The 23,209-nt window shown below is 72.4% G+C and carries 22 protein-coding genes; 16 read left to right on the top strand and 6 right to left on the bottom strand.

Annotated features, from left to right (window positions below):
* The first annotated feature begins 39 nt into the window (after positions 1–39).
* Entirely contained in the window at positions 40–279 is a 240-nt protein-coding gene (locus tag HPY23_RS33995; protein ID WP_200601427.1) for a nuclear transport factor 2 family protein, read from the top strand.
* A gap of 217 nt (positions 280–496) precedes the next feature.
* Here HPY23_RS33995 and HPY23_RS06230 read toward each other — a convergent pair whose 3' ends face one another.
* Positions 497–2,683: a primosomal protein N' gene (locus tag HPY23_RS06230; RefSeq protein WP_060848767.1), complete on the bottom strand. Its 2,187-nt coding sequence runs from the start codon at positions 2,681–2,683 to the stop codon at positions 497–499.
* Positions 2,684–2,728: 45 nt separating this feature from the next.
* Positions 2,729–3,100, bottom strand: a complete 372-nt coding sequence (locus HPY23_RS06225; RefSeq protein WP_091884420.1) for a DUF2293 domain-containing protein — start codon at positions 3,098–3,100, stop codon at positions 2,729–2,731.
* Between the two features lie 198 nt (positions 3,101–3,298).
* Here HPY23_RS06225 and HPY23_RS06220 point away from each other — a divergent pair, with 198 nt between their 5' ends.
* The 9 genes from HPY23_RS06220 to HPY23_RS06180 all read left to right on the top strand — a co-directional run bounded on the left by HPY23_RS06220 (position 3,299) and on the right by HPY23_RS06180 (position 11,839).
* Entirely contained in the window at positions 3,299–3,607 is a 309-nt protein-coding gene (locus HPY23_RS06220; RefSeq protein WP_091884423.1) for a hypothetical protein, read from the top strand.
* Between the two features lie 20 nt (positions 3,608–3,627).
* Positions 3,628–4,563: an ABC transporter ATP-binding protein gene (locus HPY23_RS06215; RefSeq protein ID WP_091884426.1), complete on the top strand. Its 936-nt coding sequence runs from the start codon at positions 3,628–3,630 to the stop codon at positions 4,561–4,563.
* A gap of 364 nt (positions 4,564–4,927) precedes the next feature.
* Positions 4,928–5,380 (top strand): GNAT family N-acetyltransferase, encoded by a 453-nt coding sequence (locus HPY23_RS06210; protein WP_210344265.1) that lies wholly within the window; start codon positions 4,928–4,930, stop codon positions 5,378–5,380.
* 163 nt (positions 5,381–5,543) lie between these two features.
* Complete coding sequence (trpA, locus tag HPY23_RS06205) at positions 5,544–6,374, top strand: tryptophan synthase subunit alpha (protein WP_091884429.1); 831 nt, start codon at positions 5,544–5,546, stop codon at positions 6,372–6,374.
* Between the two features lie 50 nt (positions 6,375–6,424).
* Complete coding sequence (gene accD, locus HPY23_RS06200) at positions 6,425–7,381, top strand: acetyl-CoA carboxylase, carboxyltransferase subunit beta (RefSeq protein WP_091884432.1); 957 nt, start codon at positions 6,425–6,427, stop codon at positions 7,379–7,381.
* Positions 7,382–7,531: 150 nt separating this feature from the next.
* The gene (locus HPY23_RS06195; RefSeq protein ID WP_091884434.1) at positions 7,532–8,857 is read left to right on the top strand and encodes a bifunctional folylpolyglutamate synthase/dihydrofolate synthase; all 1,326 of its coding nucleotides are present in this window, start codon (positions 7,532–7,534) and stop codon (positions 8,855–8,857) included.
* A gap of 202 nt (positions 8,858–9,059) precedes the next feature.
* Positions 9,060–9,971, top strand: a complete 912-nt coding sequence (locus HPY23_RS06190) for an outer membrane protein (protein WP_060848760.1) — start codon at positions 9,060–9,062, stop codon at positions 9,969–9,971.
* 237 nt (positions 9,972–10,208) lie between these two features.
* Positions 10,209–10,835 (top strand): AraC family ligand binding domain-containing protein, encoded by a 627-nt coding sequence (locus HPY23_RS06185; RefSeq protein WP_244537520.1) that lies wholly within the window; start codon positions 10,209–10,211, stop codon positions 10,833–10,835.
* A gap of 131 nt (positions 10,836–10,966) precedes the next feature.
* Complete coding sequence (locus HPY23_RS06180; protein WP_200601429.1) at positions 10,967–11,839, top strand: class I SAM-dependent methyltransferase; 873 nt, start codon at positions 10,967–10,969, stop codon at positions 11,837–11,839.
* On the opposite strand, the gene HPY23_RS06175 is transcribed toward HPY23_RS06180, so the two are convergent.
* Entirely contained in the window at positions 11,730–13,070 is a 1,341-nt protein-coding gene (locus tag HPY23_RS06175; RefSeq protein ID WP_091884441.1) for a sigma-54-dependent transcriptional regulator, read from the bottom strand. The genes HPY23_RS06180 and HPY23_RS06175 overlap by 110 nt on opposite strands.
* Positions 13,067–14,947, bottom strand: a complete 1,881-nt coding sequence (locus tag HPY23_RS06170) for a sensor histidine kinase (RefSeq protein WP_091884674.1) — start codon at positions 14,945–14,947, stop codon at positions 13,067–13,069. Before HPY23_RS06170 ends, HPY23_RS06175 begins: the two co-directional genes overlap by 4 nt.
* Positions 14,948–15,287: 340 nt before the next feature.
* Here HPY23_RS06170 and HPY23_RS06165 point away from each other — a divergent pair, with 340 nt between their 5' ends.
* The 6 genes from HPY23_RS06165 (at position 15,288) to HPY23_RS06140 (ending at position 21,383) form a co-directional block, all read left to right on the top strand.
* Positions 15,288–16,640, top strand: a complete 1,353-nt coding sequence (locus tag HPY23_RS06165; RefSeq protein WP_091884444.1) for a dicarboxylate/amino acid:cation symporter — start codon at positions 15,288–15,290, stop codon at positions 16,638–16,640.
* A 260-nt stretch (positions 16,641–16,900) separates the two neighbouring features.
* A complete protein-coding gene (locus HPY23_RS06160) occupies positions 16,901–17,719 on the top strand; it encodes an alpha/beta hydrolase (RefSeq protein WP_091884446.1) in 819 nt (272 codons plus the stop codon).
* A 109-nt stretch (positions 17,720–17,828) separates the two neighbouring features.
* Positions 17,829–18,800 carry a cation diffusion facilitator family transporter gene (locus HPY23_RS06155; protein WP_091884449.1) on the top strand — a complete coding sequence of 324 codons (972 nt, stop codon included), beginning with the start codon at positions 17,829–17,831 and terminating at the stop codon, positions 18,798–18,800.
* Between the two features lie 111 nt (positions 18,801–18,911).
* Positions 18,912–19,757, top strand: a complete 846-nt coding sequence (locus HPY23_RS06150) for an HTD2 family dehydratase (protein WP_091884453.1) — start codon at positions 18,912–18,914, stop codon at positions 19,755–19,757.
* Positions 19,758–19,872: 115 nt separating this feature from the next.
* A complete protein-coding gene (locus HPY23_RS06145) occupies positions 19,873–20,880 on the top strand; it encodes a TRAP transporter substrate-binding protein (protein ID WP_091884455.1) in 1,008 nt (335 codons plus the stop codon).
* 146 nt (positions 20,881–21,026) lie between these two features.
* Positions 21,027–21,383 carry a type 2 periplasmic-binding domain-containing protein gene (locus tag HPY23_RS06140; protein ID WP_200601979.1) on the top strand — a complete coding sequence of 119 codons (357 nt, stop codon included), beginning with the start codon at positions 21,027–21,029 and terminating at the stop codon, positions 21,381–21,383.
* A 15-nt stretch (positions 21,384–21,398) separates the two neighbouring features.
* Here the strand turns inward: HPY23_RS06140 and HPY23_RS06135 are convergent, their stop codons facing one another.
* Entirely contained in the window at positions 21,399–22,061 is a 663-nt protein-coding gene (locus HPY23_RS06135) for a riboflavin synthase (RefSeq protein WP_060848753.1), read from the bottom strand.
* Positions 22,062–23,147: a bifunctional diaminohydroxyphosphoribosylaminopyrimidine deaminase/5-amino-6-(5-phosphoribosylamino)uracil reductase RibD gene (gene ribD / locus HPY23_RS06130; protein WP_060849574.1), complete on the bottom strand. Its 1,086-nt coding sequence runs from the start codon at positions 23,145–23,147 to the stop codon at positions 22,062–22,064.
* Between the last annotated feature and the right edge of the window lie 62 nt (positions 23,148–23,209).

Here is a 23,209-nt window from a genome sequence, read left to right as displayed (position 1 = left end):
TTCGATCTCTTGCGGACAATACGAATCAGCTGAGCCAAGATGGTAGTGGAGATCAGGATGGCTTCGCCCGGCGAACTGGATCTCGTGAGGGGCTTGGAAGAACGTCTGCATGATCCCGCCATTCGTAGCTCGCCGGATAAGGTGGCCGCACTCCTGGCAGATGATCTTCTTGAATTTGGAAGATCTGGTGAGGCATACGGGAGAGATGAAATTGTTCGCAGACTGGCCACGGAGCAGGGCCGCGAGCGATCGGAGCGACCGCCTACGGATACGAGCTGAGGCCCCTCTCTACGGGCGTCGTGCTTTTAACCTATAGAACCGTTCGGAAGGAGGAAGGAGTGCCGGACCTGCACACGCTGCGCAGTTCAGTTTGGAAGCTGATCGACGGCAACTGGCAGATGGCATTCCATCAGGGAACGCCAACCGTTGCCAAAATCTAACGTCTGCCCACACCCCAAGCGGTCCTCCGCGCGGTCAGAGTGTTTGGGTTTCCACGCTACAGAAAACTCTGCGGATCGACGTCGATCCCGACCCTGAGATTCCCCCGCACCTTCGGCCCCCGGGCGAGCCAGTCGCGAAGATAACCCTGGAGGTCGATCTCGCGCTCGGTCTTGACCAGGAGGCGGAAGCGGTAGCGGCCGCGCACGAGCGCCAGCGGCGCCTCGGCGGGGCCGAGCACCATCACGCCGGGCGGCGGCTCGGCGACGCGGGCGAGCGCACGGCCATGGGCCTCGGCCGCCTCGCGGTCGGTGCAGGAAATGACCAGAGCCGCGAGCCGGCCGAAGGGCGGCAGGCCGGCGACCTCGCGGGCGGCGGTCTCCTCGGAATAGAAGCGCTCGGCGTCGCCCGAGATCAGCGCCGAGATCACCGGGTGCTCGGGCTGGTAGGTCTGGACCAGCGCCCGGCCCGGCTTCTCGCCGCGCCCGGCGCGGCCCGTCACCTGCTGCAGCAGCTGGAAAGTGCGCTCCGCGGCGCGGGGATCGCCGGAGGTGAGCCCGATATCGGCGTCGAGCACGCCCACCAGCGTCAGGTGAGGAAAGTTGTGTCCCTTCGCGACGAGCTGGGTGCCCACCACGATGTCGCAGCCGCCCTCCGCCACGGTCTGGAGCTCGGCCCGCAGTCGCTCGGCCCCGCCGGGAAAGTCGCTCGAGAGCACGATCACCCGCTTGTCCGGGAAGGTGGCGGCGACCTCCTCGGCGATGCGCTCGACGCCCGGACCGCAGGCCGTCAGGTTGTCGAAGGTGCCGCACTCGGTGCAGGCCTCGGGCCGGCGCTCGGCGTGCCCGCAATGATGGCAGACGAGCGCCCGGCGGAAGCGGTGCTCGACGAGCCAGGTCGAGCAGTTCGGGCATTGGTAGCGGTGGCCGCAGGCGCGGCAGAGCGTCAGCGGCGCGTAGCCGCGCCTGTTGAGGAAGAGCAGCGCCTGCTCGCCCCGGGCATTGGTCTCGGCGATGGCGGAGACGAGGCTCGGGGACAGGTAGTGTCCGCGCGGCACCTTCTCGCGCCGCATGTCGATGGCCTGGATCTCCGGCAGGCGCCGGCCGCCGAAGCGCTCGGGCATCACCACCCGGCGGTAGCGGCCGCGCTCGGCATTGACCCGGGTCTCGATCGCGGGCGTCGCCGAGGCCAGCACCACGGCGGCGTGTTCGAGCTTGCCGCGCACCACCGCCATGTCGCGGGCGTGGTAGCACACCCCGTCGTCCTGCTTGTAGGCGCCCTCGTGCTCCTCGTCGACCACGATGAGGCCGAGGGTGCGGAACGGCAGGAAGAGGGCCGAGCGGGCGCCGACCACCACCTGCACCTCGCCCGACGACACGCCCGCCCGGATCTTCTCGCGACGGCGCCCGCCGACACCGGAATGCCACGCGGCGGGACGCACGCCGAAGCGCTTGGCGAAGCGGTCGAGGAACTGGGCGGTGAGCGCGATCTCGGGCATTAGCACGAGCGACTGCACGCCCCGGCGCAGGGCTTCGGCCACGACCTCGAAATACACTTCCGTCTTGCCCGAGCCGGTCACGCCCTCGAGCAGCGTCACCCCGCCCTCGCCCGCCGCACCGCCATCCACCGGCGGCGCGGTGAGCGTCGCGATCAGCGCCCGGGCGGCCTCGGCCTGGGGCCCCGAGAGGGGATCGTGCGGATGGTCGGGGTTCGGCGGCTCGGCGACCCGGTCGGGGGCGAGCGCCACGGTCTCGAGCACCCCGTCGTCGATCAACCCGTCGACCACGCTGGCGCTGACGCCGGCTTCCAGGCTCAGCGCGCGCTTGCCGCGCACCGCGCCGTCGGCCGCCACCGCCACCACCTTGCCCCGGGCCGGGGTCATCCGGCTCGGCGGCATCCCGGTCGCCCGCACGCCGACCTTGGCGGTCTCGGTGCGGCCCTCCTCCGGCAGGCGCAGGGTCATGGCGAGCGCCAGGCCCTTCGGCGCCAGGGTGTAGCGGGCGATCCACTCGACGAGGCGGCGCAGCGCCGGGCTCAACCCCTCGACGCCGACCCGCCCGCTGACGCGGCGCAGGTTCGAGCCGGCCCCGTCGCGCAGGGACCAGACCACGCCCACGGTCTCCCGCGGGCCGAGCGGTACCTGCACCACGTCGCCCTCCTGGAGGGTGAGGTCGGGCGGCACGGCGTAGCTGTAGGCCTGGTCGAGGGCGAGCGGGATCAGGACGTCGGCGATCGGGGCGGTCATCGGGCTTCGAAGGTCGGGCGGGGCTGCCTCGTCATATAGGAACGGTCACGCCGGCTCGCCCCCAGAGGTTCCGGATCCTGCGGTGTCCTCGTCCTCCCCGATCCGCCGCCGCACGCCCCACTCGGCCAGCACGGCGTTGAGGTCGTCGAGGACGAAGTGGCGGGCGCTGTCTTGGTCGTAGCCCTCCTCAAGGAGGGAATCGTACTCGGTGAAGACGTGGCGTGCATACGACACCAGGCCGAGCCAGGCGGCGGTCTCGGGCGCGGCATTGCGCAGGCCGGTGCTGGCCAGCGCCCGGTCGACGATCGCCTCCGATTCGAAGTCCGGCACCCGGGGCGCCAGGCGGACGAGCGCCGCCGCCACCGCCTCGCGGCGCGTGGGCAGCGCGCGGGGCGCGGGATCGGGGCGGCGGGTCATCGGGGCCTCCGGCGCGGGCGGGAGGGTGACCCTGCCGGAGCGGGCCCGCCCTGTCACCCCCGGCGGCCACGCTGCGAACAGGGCACGCGGATGCGCCGATCGGCGCCGGTGTCGCGCGCCGCGGAAACCGCATAAGGTGCAACGCCCGTTCCTTGTCCCAGCCTCCCGCGACGCGGCGGGCGGCTCCGAGACCCCGCCATGCGCCTCCTGCTCGCCAGCACCCTTCTCGCCCTCGCCGCCGGCACCGCCGCGGCCCAGACCGAGGCCCCCGCCCCGGCCGGCGCGGCCCCCCTCGGCGTGACCGCGCCCGCGGCGAACCCGGCTCCCGCGAACGGCCGGCGCCAGCCCCGCCGGGGCGACGCCGCCCAGGCGGCGGTGAAGCCCGAGGGCGCGAAGCCCGACATGGCGGAAGCTTCCCGCAAGGCGCAGGCCGCGACCGCCGCCCGCGACAAGGCCTGGGACGCCCGGATGAAGCGCACCCTCGGGTCGATCTGCCACGGCTGCTGAAGAATCCGGCGATCACCCCGATGATCCGCTTCGAGGGCGCGGCCAAGACCTATCCCGGGCAGTCCCGGCCGGCGCTCGACGATGTCGACCTCACGGTCGAGGCCGGCACCACCTGCGTGCTGATCGGCCCGTCGGGCTGCGGCAAGTCGACCGCCCTGCAGATGGTCAACCGCCTGGTGACGCCGAGCGCCGGCCGGGTGCTGGTCGAAGGCCGGGACGTCGCCGGGCACGACCCGATCTCCTTACGCCGGCGCATCGGCTACGTGCTCCAGGGTGTCGGGCTGTTTCCCCACCGCACGGTCGCCCAGAACGTCGCGACGGTGCCGGGCCTCCTCGGCTGGGACCGCCGGCGGATCGCCGGGCGGGTCGACGCGATGCTCGACCTCGTCGGCCTCGATCCCGGCGAGGTCCGCGACCGGCGGCCCGACGCGCTCTCGGGCGGCCAGCGCCAGCGCGTCGGCGTCGCCCGGGCGCTCGCCGCCGACCCGCCGGTGCTGCTGATGGACGAGCCCTTCGGCGCCGTCGATCCCGTGGCCCGCGCCCGCCTACAGGACGAGGTCCGGGGCATCCTGGCCCGCCTGAAGAAGACCGTGCTGATGGTCACCCACGACCTCGACGAGGCGGTGCGGATGGGCGACACGGTGGCGCTGATGCGCGAGGGGCGCCTCGTCCAGGTCGCTCCCCCGGAAACACTCCTCGCCGCGCCCGCCGACGCCTTCGCGGAGCGCTTCATGGGCGCCGATCGGTGGCTGCGGCGCCTCTCCCTGATCCCGGCGACGACGGCCCGGCTGGCGGAACGGGTGCCGGACGGCGCCCCACGCCTGCCCGGCGGGGCAACTCTCAAGGATGCCCTCGGGCTGCTGCTCGCGGGCGAGGCGGAGCGCATCGGTCTCGCCGAGGACGGAAGCGTCACGCTCGCATCCCTGCGCATCGCCGCGGCCCGCCACGCCTCCTGAATGAGGGGGACGATGCGGCGTCGCGCGGGGTATAAAAGACTTGCGGCGCGAACGGCGACCGTGTGCGAGCCCGCTTGACTTGAGCAGGGGATTTTGTCCCACACGAGCCCTCCTTCGAGGTCAGTCGATTTTCAATCGACTAACAACTCAGGATGGGGTTGCGCGTGGAGGCAACATCATCCGCTGAACCATGGCGTGTGTCGAATAGGCTTTGACGCTGCGTAGGTCCTATGCTCAAGCGGTTCGCGAGCTCAGGACGTCCATCCATTCCCTGCGGAAGACGACGCTCCTCCGGCCCGATCGACACAGAGGAGATTTCGCAATCGTGAACGCGCTTCGGATTCGCAACTTCAGTCCCGAGGACATGCGGGCCGTCATCGGGATCATCCTCCCGATCCAGCGGGACGAGTTCGGGTTCGCGATCACCGAAGACGACCAGCCCGATCTGCACGATATCCCAGGCTTCTATCAGGTCGGGCGCGGGGCCTTCCTGGTCGCGGAGATCGACGGCCGGCTCGTTGGTACCCTCGGCCTGAAGGATATCGGTGCGCGGCAGGGCGCCCTTCGCAAGATGTTCGTGGAGTCCGATTTTCGCGGGCGCGAGCACGGCGTCGCCCAGGCCCTGCTGCATCGCTTGATCGATGACGCCAGGGTGCAAGGCCTGCGCGAGATCTATCTCGGCACGACCGAGAAGTTCCTGGCCGCGCACCGCTTCTACGACAAGAACGGCTTTCATGCCGTCGCGGCGGATACGCTGCCATCCGCCTTTCCCAGAATGGCCATCGACACCCGGTTTTATCGCCTGGCCCTCGCGTGAGGCACGCCCGCGCCGGGTGGCCCGACGGCCCACGCGGCCGCGCCGCCGCGCCGGGCCGGCTTCACCTCGGCTCCCCAATGGTGTAGCGCGACGGCTTCGCCCCGCCCCGAGCCCGCGCGTGATCGACACGCTGGCCGCCGCTCCCGGAGGCCTGAGAGATCGCATGACCACCCGTCTCGCCGATACCTTCGCCCGCTGCCGTGCGGAGAACCGCGCCGCCCTCGTCACCTACGTGATGGCGGGCGATCCCGACCCCGATACCTCGCTTCAGGTGCTGCGCGCCCTGCCGGAGGCCGGCGCCGACATCGTCGAGTTCGGCCTGCCGTTCACCGACCCGATGGCGGACGGCCCGGCGATCCAGGCGGCGGGCCTGCGCGCCCTGAAGATCGGCCAGACGCTCGCCGGCACCCTGGAGCTGGTGCGCCGCTTCCGGGCCGAGAATGCCGGTACGCCGGTGATCCTGATGGGCTACTACAACCCGATCTACATCTACGGCGTCGCCCGCTTTCTCGACGAGGCCAAGGCGGCCGGCATCGACGGGCTGATCGTCGTCGACCTGCCGCCGGAGGAGGACGACGAGCTCTGTCTTCCGACGCTCGAGGCCGGCCTCGCCTTCATCCGGCTCGCCACGCCGACCACCGACGAGGCGCGCCTGCCCGCCGTGCTCGCGAACACCTCGGGCTTCGTCTACTACGTCTCGATCACCGGCATCACCGGCACCGCGACCCCGGATTTCGGCGTGGTCGGCGGCGCGGTCGAGCGCATCCGCCGCCACACCGACCTGCCGGTGGTGGTCGGCTTCGGCGTCAAGACCGGCGAGCACGCCGCCTCGATCGCCCGCTATGCCGATGGCGTGGTGGTGGGCTCGGCGATCGTCGACACGCTCGCCCGCACCCTCGACGGTGAGGGCCGGGGTGGCGCGGCCGCGGTCGAGGCGGTGACGGCGCTGGTGCGCGAACTCGCGGCCGGGGTGCGCGCCGGTCGCGCCGGCTGAGCCGCGTCCCCATCTAGAACCGATACGATTCCGACGACCGAGGAGCGATCATGGTCGAGGCGATGAACTGGATCTCCGAGGTCGTGCGCCCGAAGATCAAGACGCTGTTCAAGCGCGAGACGCCGGAGAACCTCTGGGTGAAATGCCCGGAGACCGGCCAGATGGTCTTCCACAAGGAGGTGGAGGCCAACGGCTGGGTGATTCCCGGCTCGGAGCACCACCTGCGCATCACCGCCCAGCAGCGCCTGAAGCTGATGTTCGACCAGGGCACGTGGCTCGACGTGCCGCTGCCCGACGCGCCGGCCGATCCGCTGAAGTTCCGCGACGAGAAGCGCTACGCCGACCGGCTGAAGGACGCCCGGGCCAAGACCGGCATGACCGACGCCTTCAAGGTCGGGTACGGCCGCGTCGCCGGCCTGCCGATGACGCTGGCGGTGCAGGATTTCGGCTTCATGGGCGGCTCGCTCGGCATGGCGGCCGGCGAGGCCTTCGTGCGCGGCGCCGAGACGGCGCTCGAGAAGCGCACGCCCTACGTGCTGTTCGCGGCCTCGGGCGGGGCGCGGATGCAGGAGGGCATCCTGTCGCTGATGCAGATGCCCCGCACCACGGTGGCGGTGCGCCGGCTGAACAACGCCCGCCTGCCCTACGTCGTGGTGCTGACCAACCCGACCACCGGCGGCGTCACCGCCTCCTACGCCATGCTCGGCGATGTCCACCTCGCCGAGCCGGGTGCGCTCATCGGCTTTGCCGGCCCGCGGGTGATCGAGCAGACCATCCGCGAGAAGCTGCCCGACGGCTTCCAGCGCGCCGAGTACCTGAAGGAGCACGGCATGGTGGACCAGGTCGTCCACCGCCGCGAGATGAAGACGACCATCGCGGGCCTGTGCGGGCTCCTGATGCAGGTCCCGGTCGCGGCCCCGGCCGAGGCGGTGCCCGAGCCGAAGGCCGAGGCCAGGCCCGAGTCGAAGGCCGAGCCGAAGCCCGAATCCCGCGCCGTCCCGGCCTGATCCGGGCCCATCCCCGGATCGCGCTCCCGCTATATGCCGCGCGGGGGCCGATCTCGGCCTTGCCGTCCGCTCGCCCGGTCGTCGTATGATCCCCTCCCGCGCCCGCCGCACCGGCGGCGGGCCGGATGGAAGACCCCGCGGAACACCCCGATGGAATCCTCCGACGCCTTGATGGCGCGCTTCCTGGCCCTGCATCCGCGCACCATCGATTTGTCGCTCGGACGGATCGAGCGCCTGCTCGCGGCGCTGGGCCACCCGGAGCGGCGGCTGCCGCCGGTGATCCACGTCGCCGGCACCAACGGCAAGGGCTCGACCATCGCCACCATGCGGGCGATCCTGGAGGCCGGCGGCCTCTCGGCCCACGTCTACACCTCGCCCCACCTCGTGCGCTTCCACGAGCGCATCCGGCTCGGCGCCGTCGGCGGCGGCCGCTTCGTGCCCGAGGACCGGCTGGCCGAAGCCTTCGCCCGCTGCGAGGCGGTGAATGCCGGCGCCCCCATCACGGTGTTCGAGATCACCACCGCGGCGGCCCTGCTGCTGTTCTCCGAGGCGCCCGCCGACGTGCTGCTGCTCGAGGTCGGGCTCGGCGGCCGAGTCGACGCCACCAACGTCATCGACCGGCCGGCCTGCGCCGTGGTGACGCCGATCGGCCGCGACCATGCCGAGTATCTCGGCGACACCGTCGAGGCGGTGGCGGGCGAGAAGGCCGGCATCTTCAAGCGCGGCTGCCCGGCGGTGATCGCCCCGCAGGACTACGCCCAGGCCGACGCGGTGCTCTGCGCCCGGGCCGAGGCGGTCGGCGCCACGCCGATCCTCGTCGGCAACCAGGATTTCTCCGCCCACGAGGAGCGCGGCCGGCTGGTCTACCAGGACGAGGACGGGCTCCTCGACCTGCCGCGGCCGAAGCTCGCCGGGCGCCACCAGATCGTCAATGCCGGTACGGCGATCGCGGCCTTGCGCGCCGCGGGCTTCGGCGACATCGGCACCGAGGCGTTCGAGGCCGGGCTTTCCGCCGTCGAGTGGCCGGGCCGGCTCCAGCGCCTGCGCCAGGGCCGTCTCGCCGGCCTGCTGCCGCCGGGCTCGGAACTCTGGCTCGACGGCGGCCACAACGTCGATGGCGGGCGCATCCTCGCCGCCGCGATGGCCGACCTGCAGGAGCGGGGCGACGCGCCCCTGGTCCTCGTCTCGGCGCTGCTCGGCACCAAGGACGCGGAAGGGTTCCTGGCCAATTTCAGCGGGCTCGCCCGCTTCCTGGTGGCGGTGCCCCTCGCCAGCCAAATGGCGGCGCGGCCGCCCGAGGAGGTGGCGGAGATCGCCGGCCGGGCCGGCCTCACGGCCGCGACGGCCCCGAGCCTCGAGGCGGCGCTCGCCTCGCTCGGCGACCGGGCCTGGGAGCGCCCGCCCCGGGTGCTGATCTGCGGCTCGCTCTACCTCGCCGGGGCGGTGCTCGCCGCCAACGGCACGCCGCCGGTGTGATGCCGGACCTTCGTCCCTGCCCGCATCCGCGCCACCGCCGCCCGGTGGATCCCTTGGATCGTTTGCCGGCAGGCTTGACATTTCCCGCGGAAGCCCGGCCGTCGGCCGTGTCGTTGCCTCCCCGATGTGACCTAACTGCTACATCGCGCGCCACGGAAATGGTCTAGCTTGGTTTCGATAGGGGAACCTGCTGGGGACCATCATGAAGAAACTCCTGAGTGCTTTCGCTGCCTTCACCGCGCTGACCGCCGCCGCTTCGGCCGCGGACCTGCCGCGCCGCGTCGCCCCGCCGCCGGTCTTCACCCCGGTGCCGGTCTTCACCTGGACCGGCTTCTACGCCGGTTTCAACGCCGGTTACGGCTTCAACACCGCTGACACCCGCGCCCCCACCGTCGTCGGCGTGCCGGCCGGCGTCAACGCCGCCAGCAGCGTGTTCGTGACCGCCGCCGGCGCCCCGACCACCGGCGTGCTCGCCTTCGGCAACCGCAACAGCAACGACGGCTTCGTCGGCGGCGGCCAGATCGGCTACAACTACCAGTTCACCCCGGGCTCGGGCGTGGTCGTGGGCATCGAGGCCGACGCCCAGTACGTCGACTTCGGTCGCAGCCGCAACCAGTACGCCTTCGCCACCGTCGCCGGCGGCGCCATCAACCCGGGCACCCTGGTCTTCAACCCGAACGGCATCTCGGGCCTGGACTTCTTCGGCACCGTGCGCGGCCGCCTCGGCTACGCCTGGGACCGCACCCTCGTGTACGCCACCGGCGGTTTCGCCTACGGCTCGGGTGGCGGTCGCGACTTCGGCCTGCCGAACAGCTCGCGCGACACCTTCCAGACCGGCTGGGCCGTCGGCGGCGGCGTCGAGTACGCTCTGCCCACCGACTCGTTCCTGAACTTCTTCCGTTCGTCGGCCGTGACCCTCAAGGTCGAAGGCCTGTACGTGAACCTGGATCAGGGCAACCGCAACAACGGTGTGTTCGCCCAGACCGTCAACGGCACGCAGTACTCGGTGTTCTCGCCGGGCGTCGTGTCGGTCGGTCCGGCCAACCTCTACCGTCGCGAGACCGAGTTCGCGGTCGTCCGCGCCGGCCTGAACTACAAGTTCGGCTCGTACTAAGACCCGACTTTCCGTCCTCGGACGGAGCGGAGCCCGGCCTCACGGCCGGGCTCTTCGCGTTTGGGCACCGGCGGCGGATAACTCTGCCGGCGGATCGCGGGTGGGGAAGCCGGCAGGCAGGACGAGCGGCACAGGGCGCGGCAACACCGCAGCGGCCTGCCCGGCCTCGAGGCAGTCTCGGTCTCGTCCGACCGCGCCTTTCCGCGCCACGCTCACGACCATTTCGGCTTCGGCGTCGTGGCGACCGGCGCTCACCGCTCCTGGAGCGGCCTCGGCGCCGTCGAGGCGGTGGCTGGCGACATCATCACCGTCAACCCGGGCGAGATCCACGACGGCTTGCCGGTCCGCTCGGCCGTCCGGGCCTTGCGGATGGCCTATCTCGACCCGTCCCGCCTCGCCGACCTTCTCCCGGACGAGCGACGCAAGGGTGTCGAATTCGCCCGCCCGGCGCTCCGCGATCCAGCCCTCGCAAGGGGCGTCACCGGGCTCTTCGGACTGTTCGCGATGGACCGGCCCGATCCCCTCGCGGTCGAGCAGGAACTCGTCCGGGTCCTCGTACCGCTGTTTGCCCGCTTCGGCAGCCGCCCGGCTCCACGCCGCGGTCCGCCGCCGCCCGGGCGCTGCGACGGCTGGAGGAGGCGCCCGAAGAGACCCGTGCCCCTCGCCGAACTCGCCGGGCTGTCGGGGGTCAGCCGCTTCCAGTTCCTTTGCGGCTCTGCCCGGGCGGTGGGGACGACGCCGCACGCCTACCTGGGCCAGCAGCGCGTCCGCCTGGCGCGCCGCCTCCTCGCGGCCGGATCCGGGCCGGATCCGGGCCGGCGGCGGCCGCGGCGGAGGCGGGCTGCGCCGACCAGAGCCACATGACCCGCGCCTTCGTCCGCCAGTACGGGGTCACGCCGGCCCGCTGCCGCGCCACCCTCGCCTGAAGCCGCAATCGCGTTCAAGACCCCCGTCGCCGCTCCGGGCGAGGATCGTCCCCGACCGGGAGGATGCGGATGGGACGGGACCACGACTACGTTCACGGCTACGCGGCGACGGAACAGGCGCGCCTGTGCGACCGGGCGGCGACGCTGGAATCGCGGCTGCATCGCGGCGCCCGCTATCCCGCCGGCGGCACGGTGCTGGAGGCGGGCAGCGGCGTCGGCGCCCAGACGATCCCGCTCCTGCGGCAGAATCCCGACGCGGTGCTCACCTGCGTCGACATCGCCGCGGCCTCTCTCGCGGAGGCGCAGACGCGAATCCGGGCCGCCGGCCTGCCCGTGCCGACGCTGCGGCAGGCCGATCTCCGGGCCCTGCCCTTCCCGCGGGCGAGCTTCGATCATGCCTTCGTCTGCTTCGTGCTGGAGCACCTTCCCGATCCCCCGGCGGTCCTGGCCGAGTTGCGCCGCGTGGTGCGGCCGGGCGGGAGCCTGACGGTGATCGAGGGCGATCACGGATCGGTCCTGCTGCATCCGGAGGACACGGCGGCGCGGGCCGCCATTGCATGCCAGGTGGCGCTGCAACGCAGGGCGGGCTGCGATCCGGAGATCGAGGTCCGGCCGCGCCCAATCTACGCCGATGGCAGTCGGCCGGACCTTGCCGCGGGCTTCGTGCGTCGCACCTTCGCGGCGATGGTCGCGGGCATCCGCGAGGAGGCGATCCGGGCCGGCCTTCGATGCGGGCCTCGCCGCGCTCGACCGCGAGGCGGGGCCGGAGGGCAGCGTCGCCTATACCTTCTTCGAGGCCACGGCTCTCGTGCCGCCGAGCTGAGGTTGAGCCTCAGCGATAGTCGTTCGGGTCGAGGCCGTGGCGGGCGATCTTGTCGTAGAGGGTCTTTCGGGGTGTCCCGAGCGCCTCGGCCGCCACCCGGACATCGCCGCCGGCCATGATCAGCTCGTCGCGGATCAGGCCGCGCTCGTGGCGGTCCATCTGCTCGGCGAGCGTCGCCGCCTTCGCCGGCTCGGCCTGGGCCGGACCGGCCGGGGTGAGGCCGAGCGCGCAGCGCTCGGCGAAATGGCCGAGCTCGCGCACGTTGCCGGGCCAGTCGTGCCGGCTCAGGTGCTCGCGGATCGACGGGGTGACCGGCGGCGGCTCGCGGTTGAAGCGGGCGGCGGCCTTGCGCAGGAAGTGCTCGAACAGCAACGCCACGTCCTCGCGCCGCTCGCGCAACGGCGGGATCGCCACCGAGACGACGTTCAGGCGGTAGTAGAGGTCGTCCCGGAACGTCCCTTGCGCAGCCGCTTGACCGAGGTCGATCTTGGTCGCGGCCACCACCCGCATGTCGACGGGCTGGACCGCGTTGGTGCCGAGCGGCTCCACCACCCGCTCCTGCAGCACCCGCAGGAGCTTGACCTGGATGGTCAGCGCCATGCTCTCGATCTCGTCGAGGAACAGCGTGCCGCCGTCCGCATGCGCGATGCGCCCGACCCGCTTCTTGAGCGCACCCGTGAAGGCGCCGGCCTCGTGGCCGAACAATTCGCTCTCGACCACGGTGTCGGGGAGCGCGCCGCAATTCATCGCGACGAAGTTGCCCTTGGCGCGCCGGCTCCAGCGGTGGAGCGCGCTCGCCACCACCTCCTTGCCCGAGCCGGTCTCGCCCAGCACCATCACGTCGACGTCGGCCTCGGCCACCTCGCGCACGAACTGGCGCAGGCGGGTGATCGCCGGCGAGACGCCGAGGAAGGCCGGGTCCTCCGCCACCGCGGCATCGAGGCGGGAACGCAGGGAGCGGTTCTCGATCACCAGCTTGCGGCGCTCCAGCGCGCGCCGCACCGAGGCGACCAGCGTCTCGGCCGGGTAGGGCTTGGCCAGGAAGTCGTAGGCGCCGGCCCGCATCGCCCGCACCGCCATGGTGATGTCGCCGTGGCCGGTGATCAGGATCACCGGCAGCTCGGGATCGGCCTCCTGCAGGGCGGAGAACAGCCCGAGCCCGTCGAGGCCCGGCAGGCGCACGTCGGTGACGACGACCCCCGGCGGATCGGCGAGGACCGCCCGCAGGGCCGATTCGGCGTCGCCATGGGTTTCGACGGAAAAGCCCGCGAGGTCGAGGCTCTGGCCGTTGGCCCGGCGCACCTCCTCCTCGTCGTCGACGAAGACCACGCGGTCGGACGGCACGCTCATGCGGCGGTTCCCTCGGTTGCGGGTTTGCGGGGTCCGGGCGTCCCGGATCCGGCGGGCGGGGTGGGGGCCAGCGGCAGCTCGACCCGGAACAGCGCCCCGCCCTGCGGCGAGGCGCCGGCCGAGAGGCTGCCGCCGTAATCCTCGACGATGCCGCGCGAGATGGCGAGGCCGAGGCCGAGGCCGCCGGTCTTGGTGGTGAAGAAGGCGTCGAACACCTGGGCGCCTCCGTCGGGCAGGCCGCCGCCGTTGTCGCCCACCTCCAGCACCGCGCGCTCCCCCGCGACCCGCACCGTCACGGTGACGCGGGGATCGGCGACGCCCGCGACCGCGTCGAGGGCGTTCTGCACCAGGTTGACGACGACCTGCTCCACCCGCGGCCCCTCCCCCAGCACATAGGGCGAGGGTTCGGGCAGCGCGAGGTCGAGGGCGATGCCGGCGAGCCGCCCATCCACCACCTCGAGGCTCGACCGAACCACGCCGGCGAGCGCGACCGGATCGCGCCGGCCCGAGGCCTTGCGGGCGAAGCCCTTGAGCTGGCGGGTCAGGCCGGCGATGCGCTCGGTCAGGCGGCCCACCGCCGCGAGGTTCTCGCTCGCCTCCGGCAGACGCTCGCGCTGGATCAGGATGCCGGCATTGTCGGCGTAGGAGCGGATCGCCGCGAGCGGCTGGTTGATCTCGTGCGCCATGCTGGCGGCGAACTGGCCGAGCGCGGCGAGGCGGCCCGCATGGGCGAGCTCGCGCCCGAGGCGCTGGCGCTCGGCCTCCGCCCGCCGGCGCTCGGCGATCTCGCCCTTGAGCTTCTGGTTGGCCTCCGTCAGCGCCCGGGTCCGCTCGCGGACCCGCGCCTCCAGCTCGGTGCGCCGCGCCGCCGCCTCGGCGAGGCTCGCCCGCAGGCGCCGGCGGCGCCCGACGATCTCGGCGAGGCCGAGGCAGGCGAGGCCGACCATCAGGCCGGCGATGACCTGGGCCTGGATCCGCTCGCGGGCCACCGCCACGCCGATCCGCGTCAGGGTGTGGAGTCGCCAGGTGGTGCCCGGGATCGCGGCGTCGAGGGGCATGGCGAGGCGCGCCGGCTCGGCCCCGTGGCCGACCCGCACCAGGGTCCCGTTGGCCGCCGGGTGCAGCGGCAGCGCCTGGAGCGGCGCCTCGCCGAATTCCAGCCGCTCGCGGATCAGCCGGCGCTCGTCGTCGGGCACCGGCCGCAGGGCTCCGAAGCGCCAGGCCGGCTCGCTCGCCACCAGCACGATGCCGCGGGGATCGGTCACCATCACGGTCTCGCCGCCGGTCTCGGCCCCTTTTCGCCAGGCGGCCTCGATGGCGTCGAACTCGACCTTGACCACCACCACCCCGGTCTGCCCGCCGGGCCCGGCGACCCGGCGGCTGAGATAGAGGCCGGGCCGGCCGCTGACGGTGCCGAGGGCGAACTGGCGCCCGGCCCCCTCGGCGAGCGCCTGCTGGAAGTAGGGCCGGAAGGCGTACATCGCCCCGACGAAGCTGCCCGGCTCGCCGGCATTGCTCGCCGCGACCGCCCGCCCGTCCCGGCGGATGACGTAGACGACCGCCGCGCCCGACGCCCGGGCGATCTCGGCGAGGCGGTCGTCGACCCGGGCGACGAGGGCCGGGTCGGGCGAGGCGCCGACCACCGCGGCGATCTCCGGGTCGCTGGCGAGCGCGAGCGGCAGCGAACCCTGCTTCTGCATCTCGGTGCGGAAGGCGGCGACGTGGAGCGCGAGCGTCGCGGTGGCCGAGCGCCGCACGTCCGCGAGCGCCGCCCGCTCGGCGTGGCGGCCGGCCAGCACCGCGGCGGCCAGCACCGCGGCGAGCCCCAGGAGCCAGGGCAGCGCCGGCGAGCGCGGCAGGGCGCGCCAGCCGGTCACGGCCGCCCCGCGCGGCACGCCCGGACGGTTGCGGATTTCCGCACGGTTTCCATCCCGCCGTTGCGGCGCGCCGGACCGGTGCGGCGGGCGGTTTCCCCCTGTGTCATGAAAACTCTTTTATTCTGTTGGGTTTAACAAAAAATTTCGGCTTTTCGCCGGCTGGCACGCCGGTTGCCATTGTGTGTCCGTCCGCAGCCTTCCGGTGCGCGGCAGGCCTGTCGCCAGGCCGAAGTTCCCGCCGCAAGGCCAGAGACCCGCCGCAAGGCGCAACAGCAAGAGCATCCCGCGGTCCGCCGCCAACGCCCGTCCTTTCAACGAGCCATTATAGGGAGAACGTCCGATGGCTACGATCCCGTCCCCGCTGACCGCGCCGCACGCGCCGCCGGCCCCCAAGCCGCTCTACAAGACCCTGTACTTCCAGGTCCTGGTCGCCGTCGCGATCGGCATCGCGCTCGGGCACTTCTACCCGCAGCTCGGCGCCGACATGAAGCCGCTCGGTGACGCCTTCATCAAGCTCGTCAAGATGATCATCGCCCCGGTGATCTTCCTCACCGTGGTCTCCGGCATCGCCGGCATGACCAACCTCGAGAAGGTCGGCCGGGTCGGCGGCAAGGCGCTGATCTACTTCCTCACATTCTCGACGCTCGCGCTGATCGTCGGCCTGGTCATTGCCAACCTCGTCCAGCCGGGCGCGGGGATGCACATCGATCCGAAGTCGCTCGATCCCAAGCAGATCGCGATGTACGCCGACAAGGCGAAGACGCAGACGATCACCGACTTCCTGATGAACATCATCCCGTCGACGGCGGTGGGTGCGTTCTCGGGCGGCGAGATCCTGCAGGTTCTGTTCTTCTCGGTGCTGTTCGGCTTCGGCCTCGCCTTCCTGGGCGAGCGCGGCAAGCCGGTGCTCGACTTCATCAAGATCCTGTCCGAGGCGATCTTCGGCGTCGTCCACATCATCATGAAGGTCGCCCCGATCGGCGCCTTCGGCGCGATGGCCTTCACCATCGGCAAGTACGGCATCGCCTCGCTCGCCAACCTCGCCTACCTGGTCGGCGCCTTCTACCTGACCTCGGCGATCTTCGTCTTCGGCGTCCTCGGTCTCGTCGCCCGCTACAACGGCTTCTCGATCGTCAAGCTGATCCGCTACATCAAGGAGGAGCTGCTGCTCGTGCTGGGCACTTCGTCCTCCGAGTCGGCCCTGCCCTCGCTGCTCGAGAAGATGGAGCGTGCCGGCTGCTCGAAGCCCGTCGTCGGCCTGGTGGTCCCGACCGGCTACTCGTTCAACCTCGACGGCACCAACATCTACATGACCATGGCGGCCCTGTTCATCGCCCAGGCGACGGACACCCCCCTCTCCTACGGCGAGCAGGCCCTGCTGCTCCTCGTCGCGATGCTCTCCTCGAAGGGCGCGGCCGGCGTCACCGGCTCGGGCTTCATCACGCTGGCCGCGACGCTGGCGGTGGTTCCCTCCGTGCCGGTCGTCGGCATGGCGCTGATCCTCGGCATCGACCGCTTCATGTCGGAATGCCGCGCGCTCACCAACTTCATCGGCAACGCGGTGGCCTGCATCGTGGTCGCCCGCTGGGAGGGTGAGGTCGACATGGACCGCCTGAAGGCCGCCCTCGACGGCAACCCGATGCCGCTGGAGGTCCTCCCGCCCCTGCAGCCGACCCTGCAGCCGGCCGAGTAACGCACGATCCCGGGGTCTCACGACCCCGGATTCCGGATGGGGGCGGCCCTGCGCGCGGCGCGGGGCCGCCCCTTCGCGTTTCCGGGTATCGTCATGCCGAGAGCTTGTCCGACCGGAACGACGCGCGTCCTCCCACCCACGACCTCCTTCGAGGTCGGTCCATCGTTGATGGACCGGCACCTCAAGATTAGGTCCTGGGTGGGGAAAAGACACGTGTTCTTCTCGTTCGATGAGTTTCGAGATTCTCTCGGAGGGCGACGATGGCGGGCGGCGACTGGCGCGGGATGGACCGCGCGACCTTGAGCAAGGCCTACGACAATTCCGGCGCGGTGGCCGGCAGCAGTGCCTTCATGGCCTCCCTGCGCACGCGCAGCGCGGCCTTCCGCGCGGCGCGGTCCGGCGAGCTCGACATCCCGTACGGCGCGGGCGAGCGCCAGCGGTTCGACCTCTTCCGCTGCGGCCGGCCGGGAGCGCCGCTCCTCGCCTTCATCCACGGCGGCTACTGGCAGCGCAACGACAAGGCCGGCTTCGCGGCACTGGCCGAGGGGCCGCTCGCCCGCGGCCTCGATGTCGCGACAATCGGCTACACCCTCTGCCCGGAGGCGACGATGACGGCGCTCTGCGCCGAGATCCCGGCGGCGCTCTCCGCCCTGCGCGCCCATGCGGGCCCGCCGCGCCTCGTCGTCTCGGGCTGGTCGGCCGGCGGCCACCTCGCGGCGCTCGCCATGGCCTGCCCGGAGGTCGATGCGGGGCTGGCGGTCTCCGGCGTCTTCGACCTCGCGCCGATCCGGCGCACGACGCTCGACGACGGGCTCCGCCTCACCGCGGACGAGGTCGCGGCGCTCTCGCCGATCCGGCACCTGCCGCGTCGCGCCGGTCCGCTCACGGTGGCCTACGGCGCCGGCGAGCTGCCGGAGCTGTGCCGGCAGTCGCACGTCTACCAGGCGGCCTGGGCCGGGACCGGCCTCCCCGGCGACCTCCTGCCGCTTGCCGGCGACGACCACTTCACGGTGCTCGACCAGATGGCCCGGCCGGACGGGGCTCTGACCGAGGCGGCCTTGCGGCTGGCGACCGGGTGACCCTGCCCGGGCGGGGCTCGCCGCTCCGCCCTTCCCGCCCTAAAGCTAACGGCGCCGCGACGACCGCGCGGGCCCCGAGGGCGGCCCGGGCGAGGAACAGGAACCGGGCATGGGCCAGCACCACGACCACGCGCACGATCATGGCGACCACGATCACGGCCACGATCACGCAGGGCACCGCCACGGCCCCGGCCACGTCCACGCCCCGGCGAGCTTCGGCCGCGCCTTCGCGATCGGCATCGCGCTCAACACCGGGTTCGTGCTGATCGAGGGGGCCTACGGCTTCCTCACCGATTCGGTGGCGCTGCTCGCCGATGCCGGCCACAACCTGTCGGACGTGCTCGGCCTCATCGTCGCCTGGGCGGCGGCGACGCTCGGCCAGCGCCGGCCGACGGCGCGGTTCACCTACGGGCTGCGCTCGTCCTCGATCCTCGCCGCCCTGTTCAACGCGGTGTTCCTGCTGGTCGCGGTCGGCGCCATCGCCTGGGAGGCGGTGCAGCGCTTCCAGGAGCCCGCCCCGGTCCCGGGCCTCACCGTGACCATCGTCGCGCTGATCGGCATCGCGGTGAACGGCGTCACCGCCTGGCTGTTCGCCTCGGGCCGCAAGGGCGACCTCAACATCCGCGGCGCCTACCTGCACATGCTGGCCGACGCCGCGGTGTCGGCCGGCGTGGTGGTGGCGGGCCTCGTCATCCTGTGGACCGGCTGGACCTGGGTCGACCCGCTGACCAGCCTCGTCATCGTGGCGGTGATCGTCGCCGGGACCTGGGGCCTCCTGCGCGACAGCGTCGTGCTCTCGCTCGACGCCGTGCCCCCGGGCATCGACCCGGCGGACGTGCGCCGCTGCCTCGCCGAGCGGCCGGGCGTGACGGAAGTCCACGACCTCCACGTCTGGCCGATGAGCACCACCGAGACGGCGCTCACCGCCCATCTGGTGATGCCGGAGGGCCACCCCGGCAACGCCTTCCTCAACGACTGCGCCGCCACCCTGCGCGGCCGCTTCGGCATCGCCCACGTCACCCTCCAGGTGGAGCTGGCCGGGGGACCGGCCTGCGCGCTGGCGCCGGACCACGTGGTGTAGGCGGCGCACCGGCCCGGGACGGGGTTCAGACGGCAGGTGTGCGGGCGCGAAGAGCCGTCGCTATAAGGGCTAACAGGCCCGGGACGGCGGGCGACGACGGGAGAGTGCCGGATGCCCGAGATCGATATCGACCATCTGCGCGGCTGGATCGGGCGCGGCCGGGAGGTCGAGGACATCGTGACGCCGCGCCTCGTCGCCGAGTACCGGGCGACGCTCGCCCCCCACCTCGCTCCGGTGGCGTCGGGCGAGGCGCCGCTGGCGCTGCACTGGTGCCTCGCCCCCGAGACCCCGGCGGCCGACGCGCTCGGGCCCGACGGCCACGCGGCGAAGGGCGGGTTCCTGCCGCCGGTGCCGCTGCCGCGGCGGATGTGGGCCGGCGGCGAGATCGAGACCCTGGCGCCGCTGCGGGTCGGCGACCGGGTGGTGCGGCGCGAGACGGTCTCGGACGTGGCGGTGAAGCACGGGCGTACCGGTACGCTGTGCTTCGTCACCGTGCGGCACGAGTACGAGACCGCGCGCGGCCTCGCGATCCGCGACCGGCAGGACATCGTCTACCGCGAGGCGAGCCGTCCGGGCGACGCCGCGCCGACGGCGAAACCCGTTCCCGCCGAGGACGAGGCAGCCTGGTCGGTCGAGGCGAATTCCGTGCTGCTGTTTCGCTACTCCGCGATGACCTTCAACGGTCATCGCTTCCACTACGACCATCCCTACGCCACGCAGGTCGAGGGCTATCCCGGCCTCGTCGTGCACGGGCCGATGCAGGCGAGCCTGCTCCTCAACCTCGCGGCTTTGCGCCTCGGCCGGGTGCCGGCGCGGTTCCGCTACCGCGGCGTCGCGCCGATGATCGCCGGCTCGCGCTTCGCGGTGGCGGGGCGACGCGAGGGCCAGGGCGAGGCGTTCCAGGGCTGGACCGCCGTCGACGGCGCGGTGTGCATGGAGGCGGAAGCCGAGGGCTGAGGATGGAGGCGGAGGCTGGGAGTTAGGCGATCGGCGCATTGCGCCGCGGGGCCCGAACTGTCAGCCTCGCGACCAAACCAGAACGCGAAACAGACCGCGAAGACGAGGAAACGCCATGCCGACCCTGACCCGCCGCGCGCTCGCGGCCGGCACCGCCCTGCTGCTCCTGTCGGGCGCCGCCCTGGCCCAGGCGCCGATCGTGATCAAGTTCAGCCACGTCGTGGCGCCCGACACGCCGAAGGGCCGCGGCGCCGACAAGTTCAAGGAGCTGGCGGAAAAGTATACCGGCGGCAAGGTGAAGGTGGAGGTCTACCCGAACTCGCAGCTGTTCAAGGACAAGGAGGAGGTCGAGGCGCTGCAGCTCGGCGCGGTGCAGATGCTGGCGCCGTCGCTGGCGAAGTTCGGCCCGCTCGGCGCCAAGGAATTCGAGGTCTTCGACCTGCCCTACATCCTGCCCGACAAGGCGGCCCTGCGCCGTGTCACCGACGGGGCGCTCGGCAAGCGGCTGTTCGACAAGCTGCAGTCGAAGGGCATCACCGGGCTCGCCTATTGGGACAACGGCTTCAAGGTGATGAGCGCCAACAAGCCGTTGCGGATGCCGGCCGATTTCCGCGGCCTGAAGATGCGGATCCAGTCCTCGAAGGTGCTGGAGGCGCAGTTCCGCGCGCTCGGCGCGCTCCCGCAGGTGATGGCCTTCTCGGAGGTCTACCAGGGCATGCAGACCGGCGTCGTCGACGGCTCGGAGAACACCCCCTCGAACATGTTCACCCAGAAACACCACGAGGTGCAGAAGTTCATCACCCTGTCCGATCACGGCTATATCGGCTACGCGGTGATCACCAACAAGAAGTTCTGGGACGGCCTGCCGGCCGAGATCCGCACCGAGCTCGACAAGGCGATGACGGAGGCGACCGTCTACGCCAACCAGGTCGCCGACAAGGACAATGCCGATGCGCTTGAGGAGATGAAGAAGTCGGGCAAGACCACCTTCGTCACCCTCACCCCCGACGAGAAGGCGGCCTGGAAGGCGGCCCTGGAACCGGTCACCGCCGACATGGCCAAGCGCGTCGGCAAGGACGTGATCGACGAGTTCCAGAAGGAGGCGAAGGGCGGGACGCAGTAGCCGCCCGTCACGACACCACGCCTCATGGTTCCCGTCAGGCGGTCGTCGAGCGCGGTGCGGCAGCGGTGGACCCCGCTGGCGCCGGCTTCGACGCCGCGCTGCGGGTCGCGGGGCCACCGGATCTGGCGCTGGTCTCGCGCCGGGGCATGCCCGTCGCGGCCCCGGTCGTGGCTTCGCCCGCCGATCTCGCCTGCCATTGCCGGCCGTCCCACCCGGACGATCTCGATCCCGGGCACTGCCTCGGCGACGCCTACCGGGCGCTGCGGGGCGTCCGGCATTTCGACGGTCCCGGCGGCGCGCACGCGACAATCGTCCCGTCGGGTCGCGTGTGCGTCACCAATGCCGACGCGCCGATGGCAGCGATGAAGTCCGGCCGCTCGACGGCCTCGGCAGCGCCGAGCGGCCGGACTTCATCGCCGCCGAGCACCTCGCCGACAGGCGGCGCGCTGTCCTTCGTGACCCGCAGCGAATCAGGCGCGGCCTGCGAATGGCGCGGCCCGTAGACCCCGTGCCCGAGGTCAGCCCGGCTCGACCGCCGCCCGCGCCTCCGTCAGCCGGGCCGCGTAGCGGGCGATCAGGTCGACCTCGAGGTTGAGCCGGTCGCCGACACGGCGCTCGCCCCAGGTGGTGACCGCGAGGGTGTGGGGGATCAGCAGCACCGTGAAGGTGTCGCCCGCGACGCCGTTGACCGTGAGCGAGGTGCCGTCGAGGCAGACGGACCCCTTCTCGGCGATGAAGCGGGCGAGCGCCGCCGGGGCCCGCAGCACGAAGCGCTCGCTCGGCGCCCAACTGTCCCCCGCCCCGGACGCGTCGCCGGCCTGGCCGGTCACCGGCTCGCGGGCGACGATCTCGGCCAGCCCATCGACATGGCCGGTGACGAGGTGGCCGCCGAGCTCGTCGCCGATCTTGAGCGAGCGCTCCAGGTTCACCCGCATGCCCGGGGCCCACGTGCCGACGGTGGTGCGCGCCAGGGTCTCGGCGGCGGCGTCGACCTCGAAGGTGCAGCCGCCCTCGCGCGGCGTCACCGTGACGGCAGTGAGGCAGGGGCCCGCACAGGCGATCGAGGCGCCGATCAGGATGCCGGCTGGGTCGTAGGCGCAGTCGATGGCGATGCGCTTGAGTTTCGAATCGCCGGACACCGCGGCCACGCGGCCGACATCCGAGACGAGGCCGGTGAACATCTAGGGGCTCCGTGCGTGGCAGGTGAAGAGATCGGTGCCGATCCGGTACTCCTCGGCGACCGGGAAGTCCGGCGAGGCGAGGCGCGCGGCGAGGTGCGGACCGACCGCCGGCAGGCCGGGCTGCCCGAGGGCGCGGTCGCCGGTGACGAGGAGGCACTCGTCGACGAGGTTCTCGCGCGCGAGCGCCTCGGCGAGCGTCGGCCCGCCCTCCGAGCAGATCCGGGTCAGCCCGAGGGCGCCCAGGATCCGCATCGCCTCCGGCAGGTCGATGCGGCCGTCCGGCGTCACCGGCACCCGCTCGACCTCCGCGCCCGCGGCGACGAGGGCGCCCTCCGCCAGGGCGGGGGCATCGGGACCGCACAGGATCAGGGTCGGGACGACCGCGCTGGTGCGCACCAGGCCGGCGCTCGGCGGCGTGCGCAGGGCGGGGTCGAGGACGATGCGCAGTGGCGAGCGGTCCGCCATCCCGGGCAGGCGCACGGTGAGCTGGGGATCGTCGGCGAGCACCGTACCGACGCCGACCATGATGGCGTCGCAATGGGCCCGCTGCAGGTGGATCTCCGCGGTAGCGCGGGGACCGCTGATCATCAGCCGCCCCTCCCCGCCCGCCGCGTAGCCGTCCGCCGTACGGGCGAGCTTGAGGAAGAGCGCCGGCCGGCCGCGGACGACCCGGCTGACGTGACCGCGCTGGTCGCGCGCCGCCTCGGCCCCGAGCAGCCCGACCGAAACCGCAATTCCCGCCTGTGCCAGCCGGGCGTGGCCGCGCCCGGCGACCCGCGAATCGGGATCGTCCATCGCGCTCACCACCCGGGCGATCCCCGCCTCGATGGTGGCGTCGGCGCAAGGCGAAGTGCGGCCGTGATGCGAGCACGGCTCGAGGGTGACGTAGAGGGTGGCGCCGCGGGCGGCCTCGCCGGCCGCCGCGATCGCGACGCGCTCGGCATGCGGGCGGCCGCCGGCCTGCGTCACGCCCTGGGCGAGGATCCGCTCGGCGCCCGGGGGACCGCCGACCAGCACGGCCCCGACCGACGGGTTCGGCCAAGCGCGGCCGAGATGGCGCCGGCCGAGGGCGAGGGCGAGGCGCATGTAGCGCCGGTCGGCCTCCTCGCGCGTCGGGTCCGGCGCGCTCACGGCGCGCGGCTCCGGGG

The sequence above is a fragment of the Methylobacterium ajmalii genome (assembly GCF_016613415.1).
Taxonomy (GTDB): Bacteria; Pseudomonadota; Alphaproteobacteria; order Rhizobiales; family Beijerinckiaceae; genus Methylobacterium; species Methylobacterium ajmalii.
The sequence above is the reverse complement of the archived record's forward strand: the minus strand, read 5'-3'. Positions and strand labels throughout refer to the sequence as shown.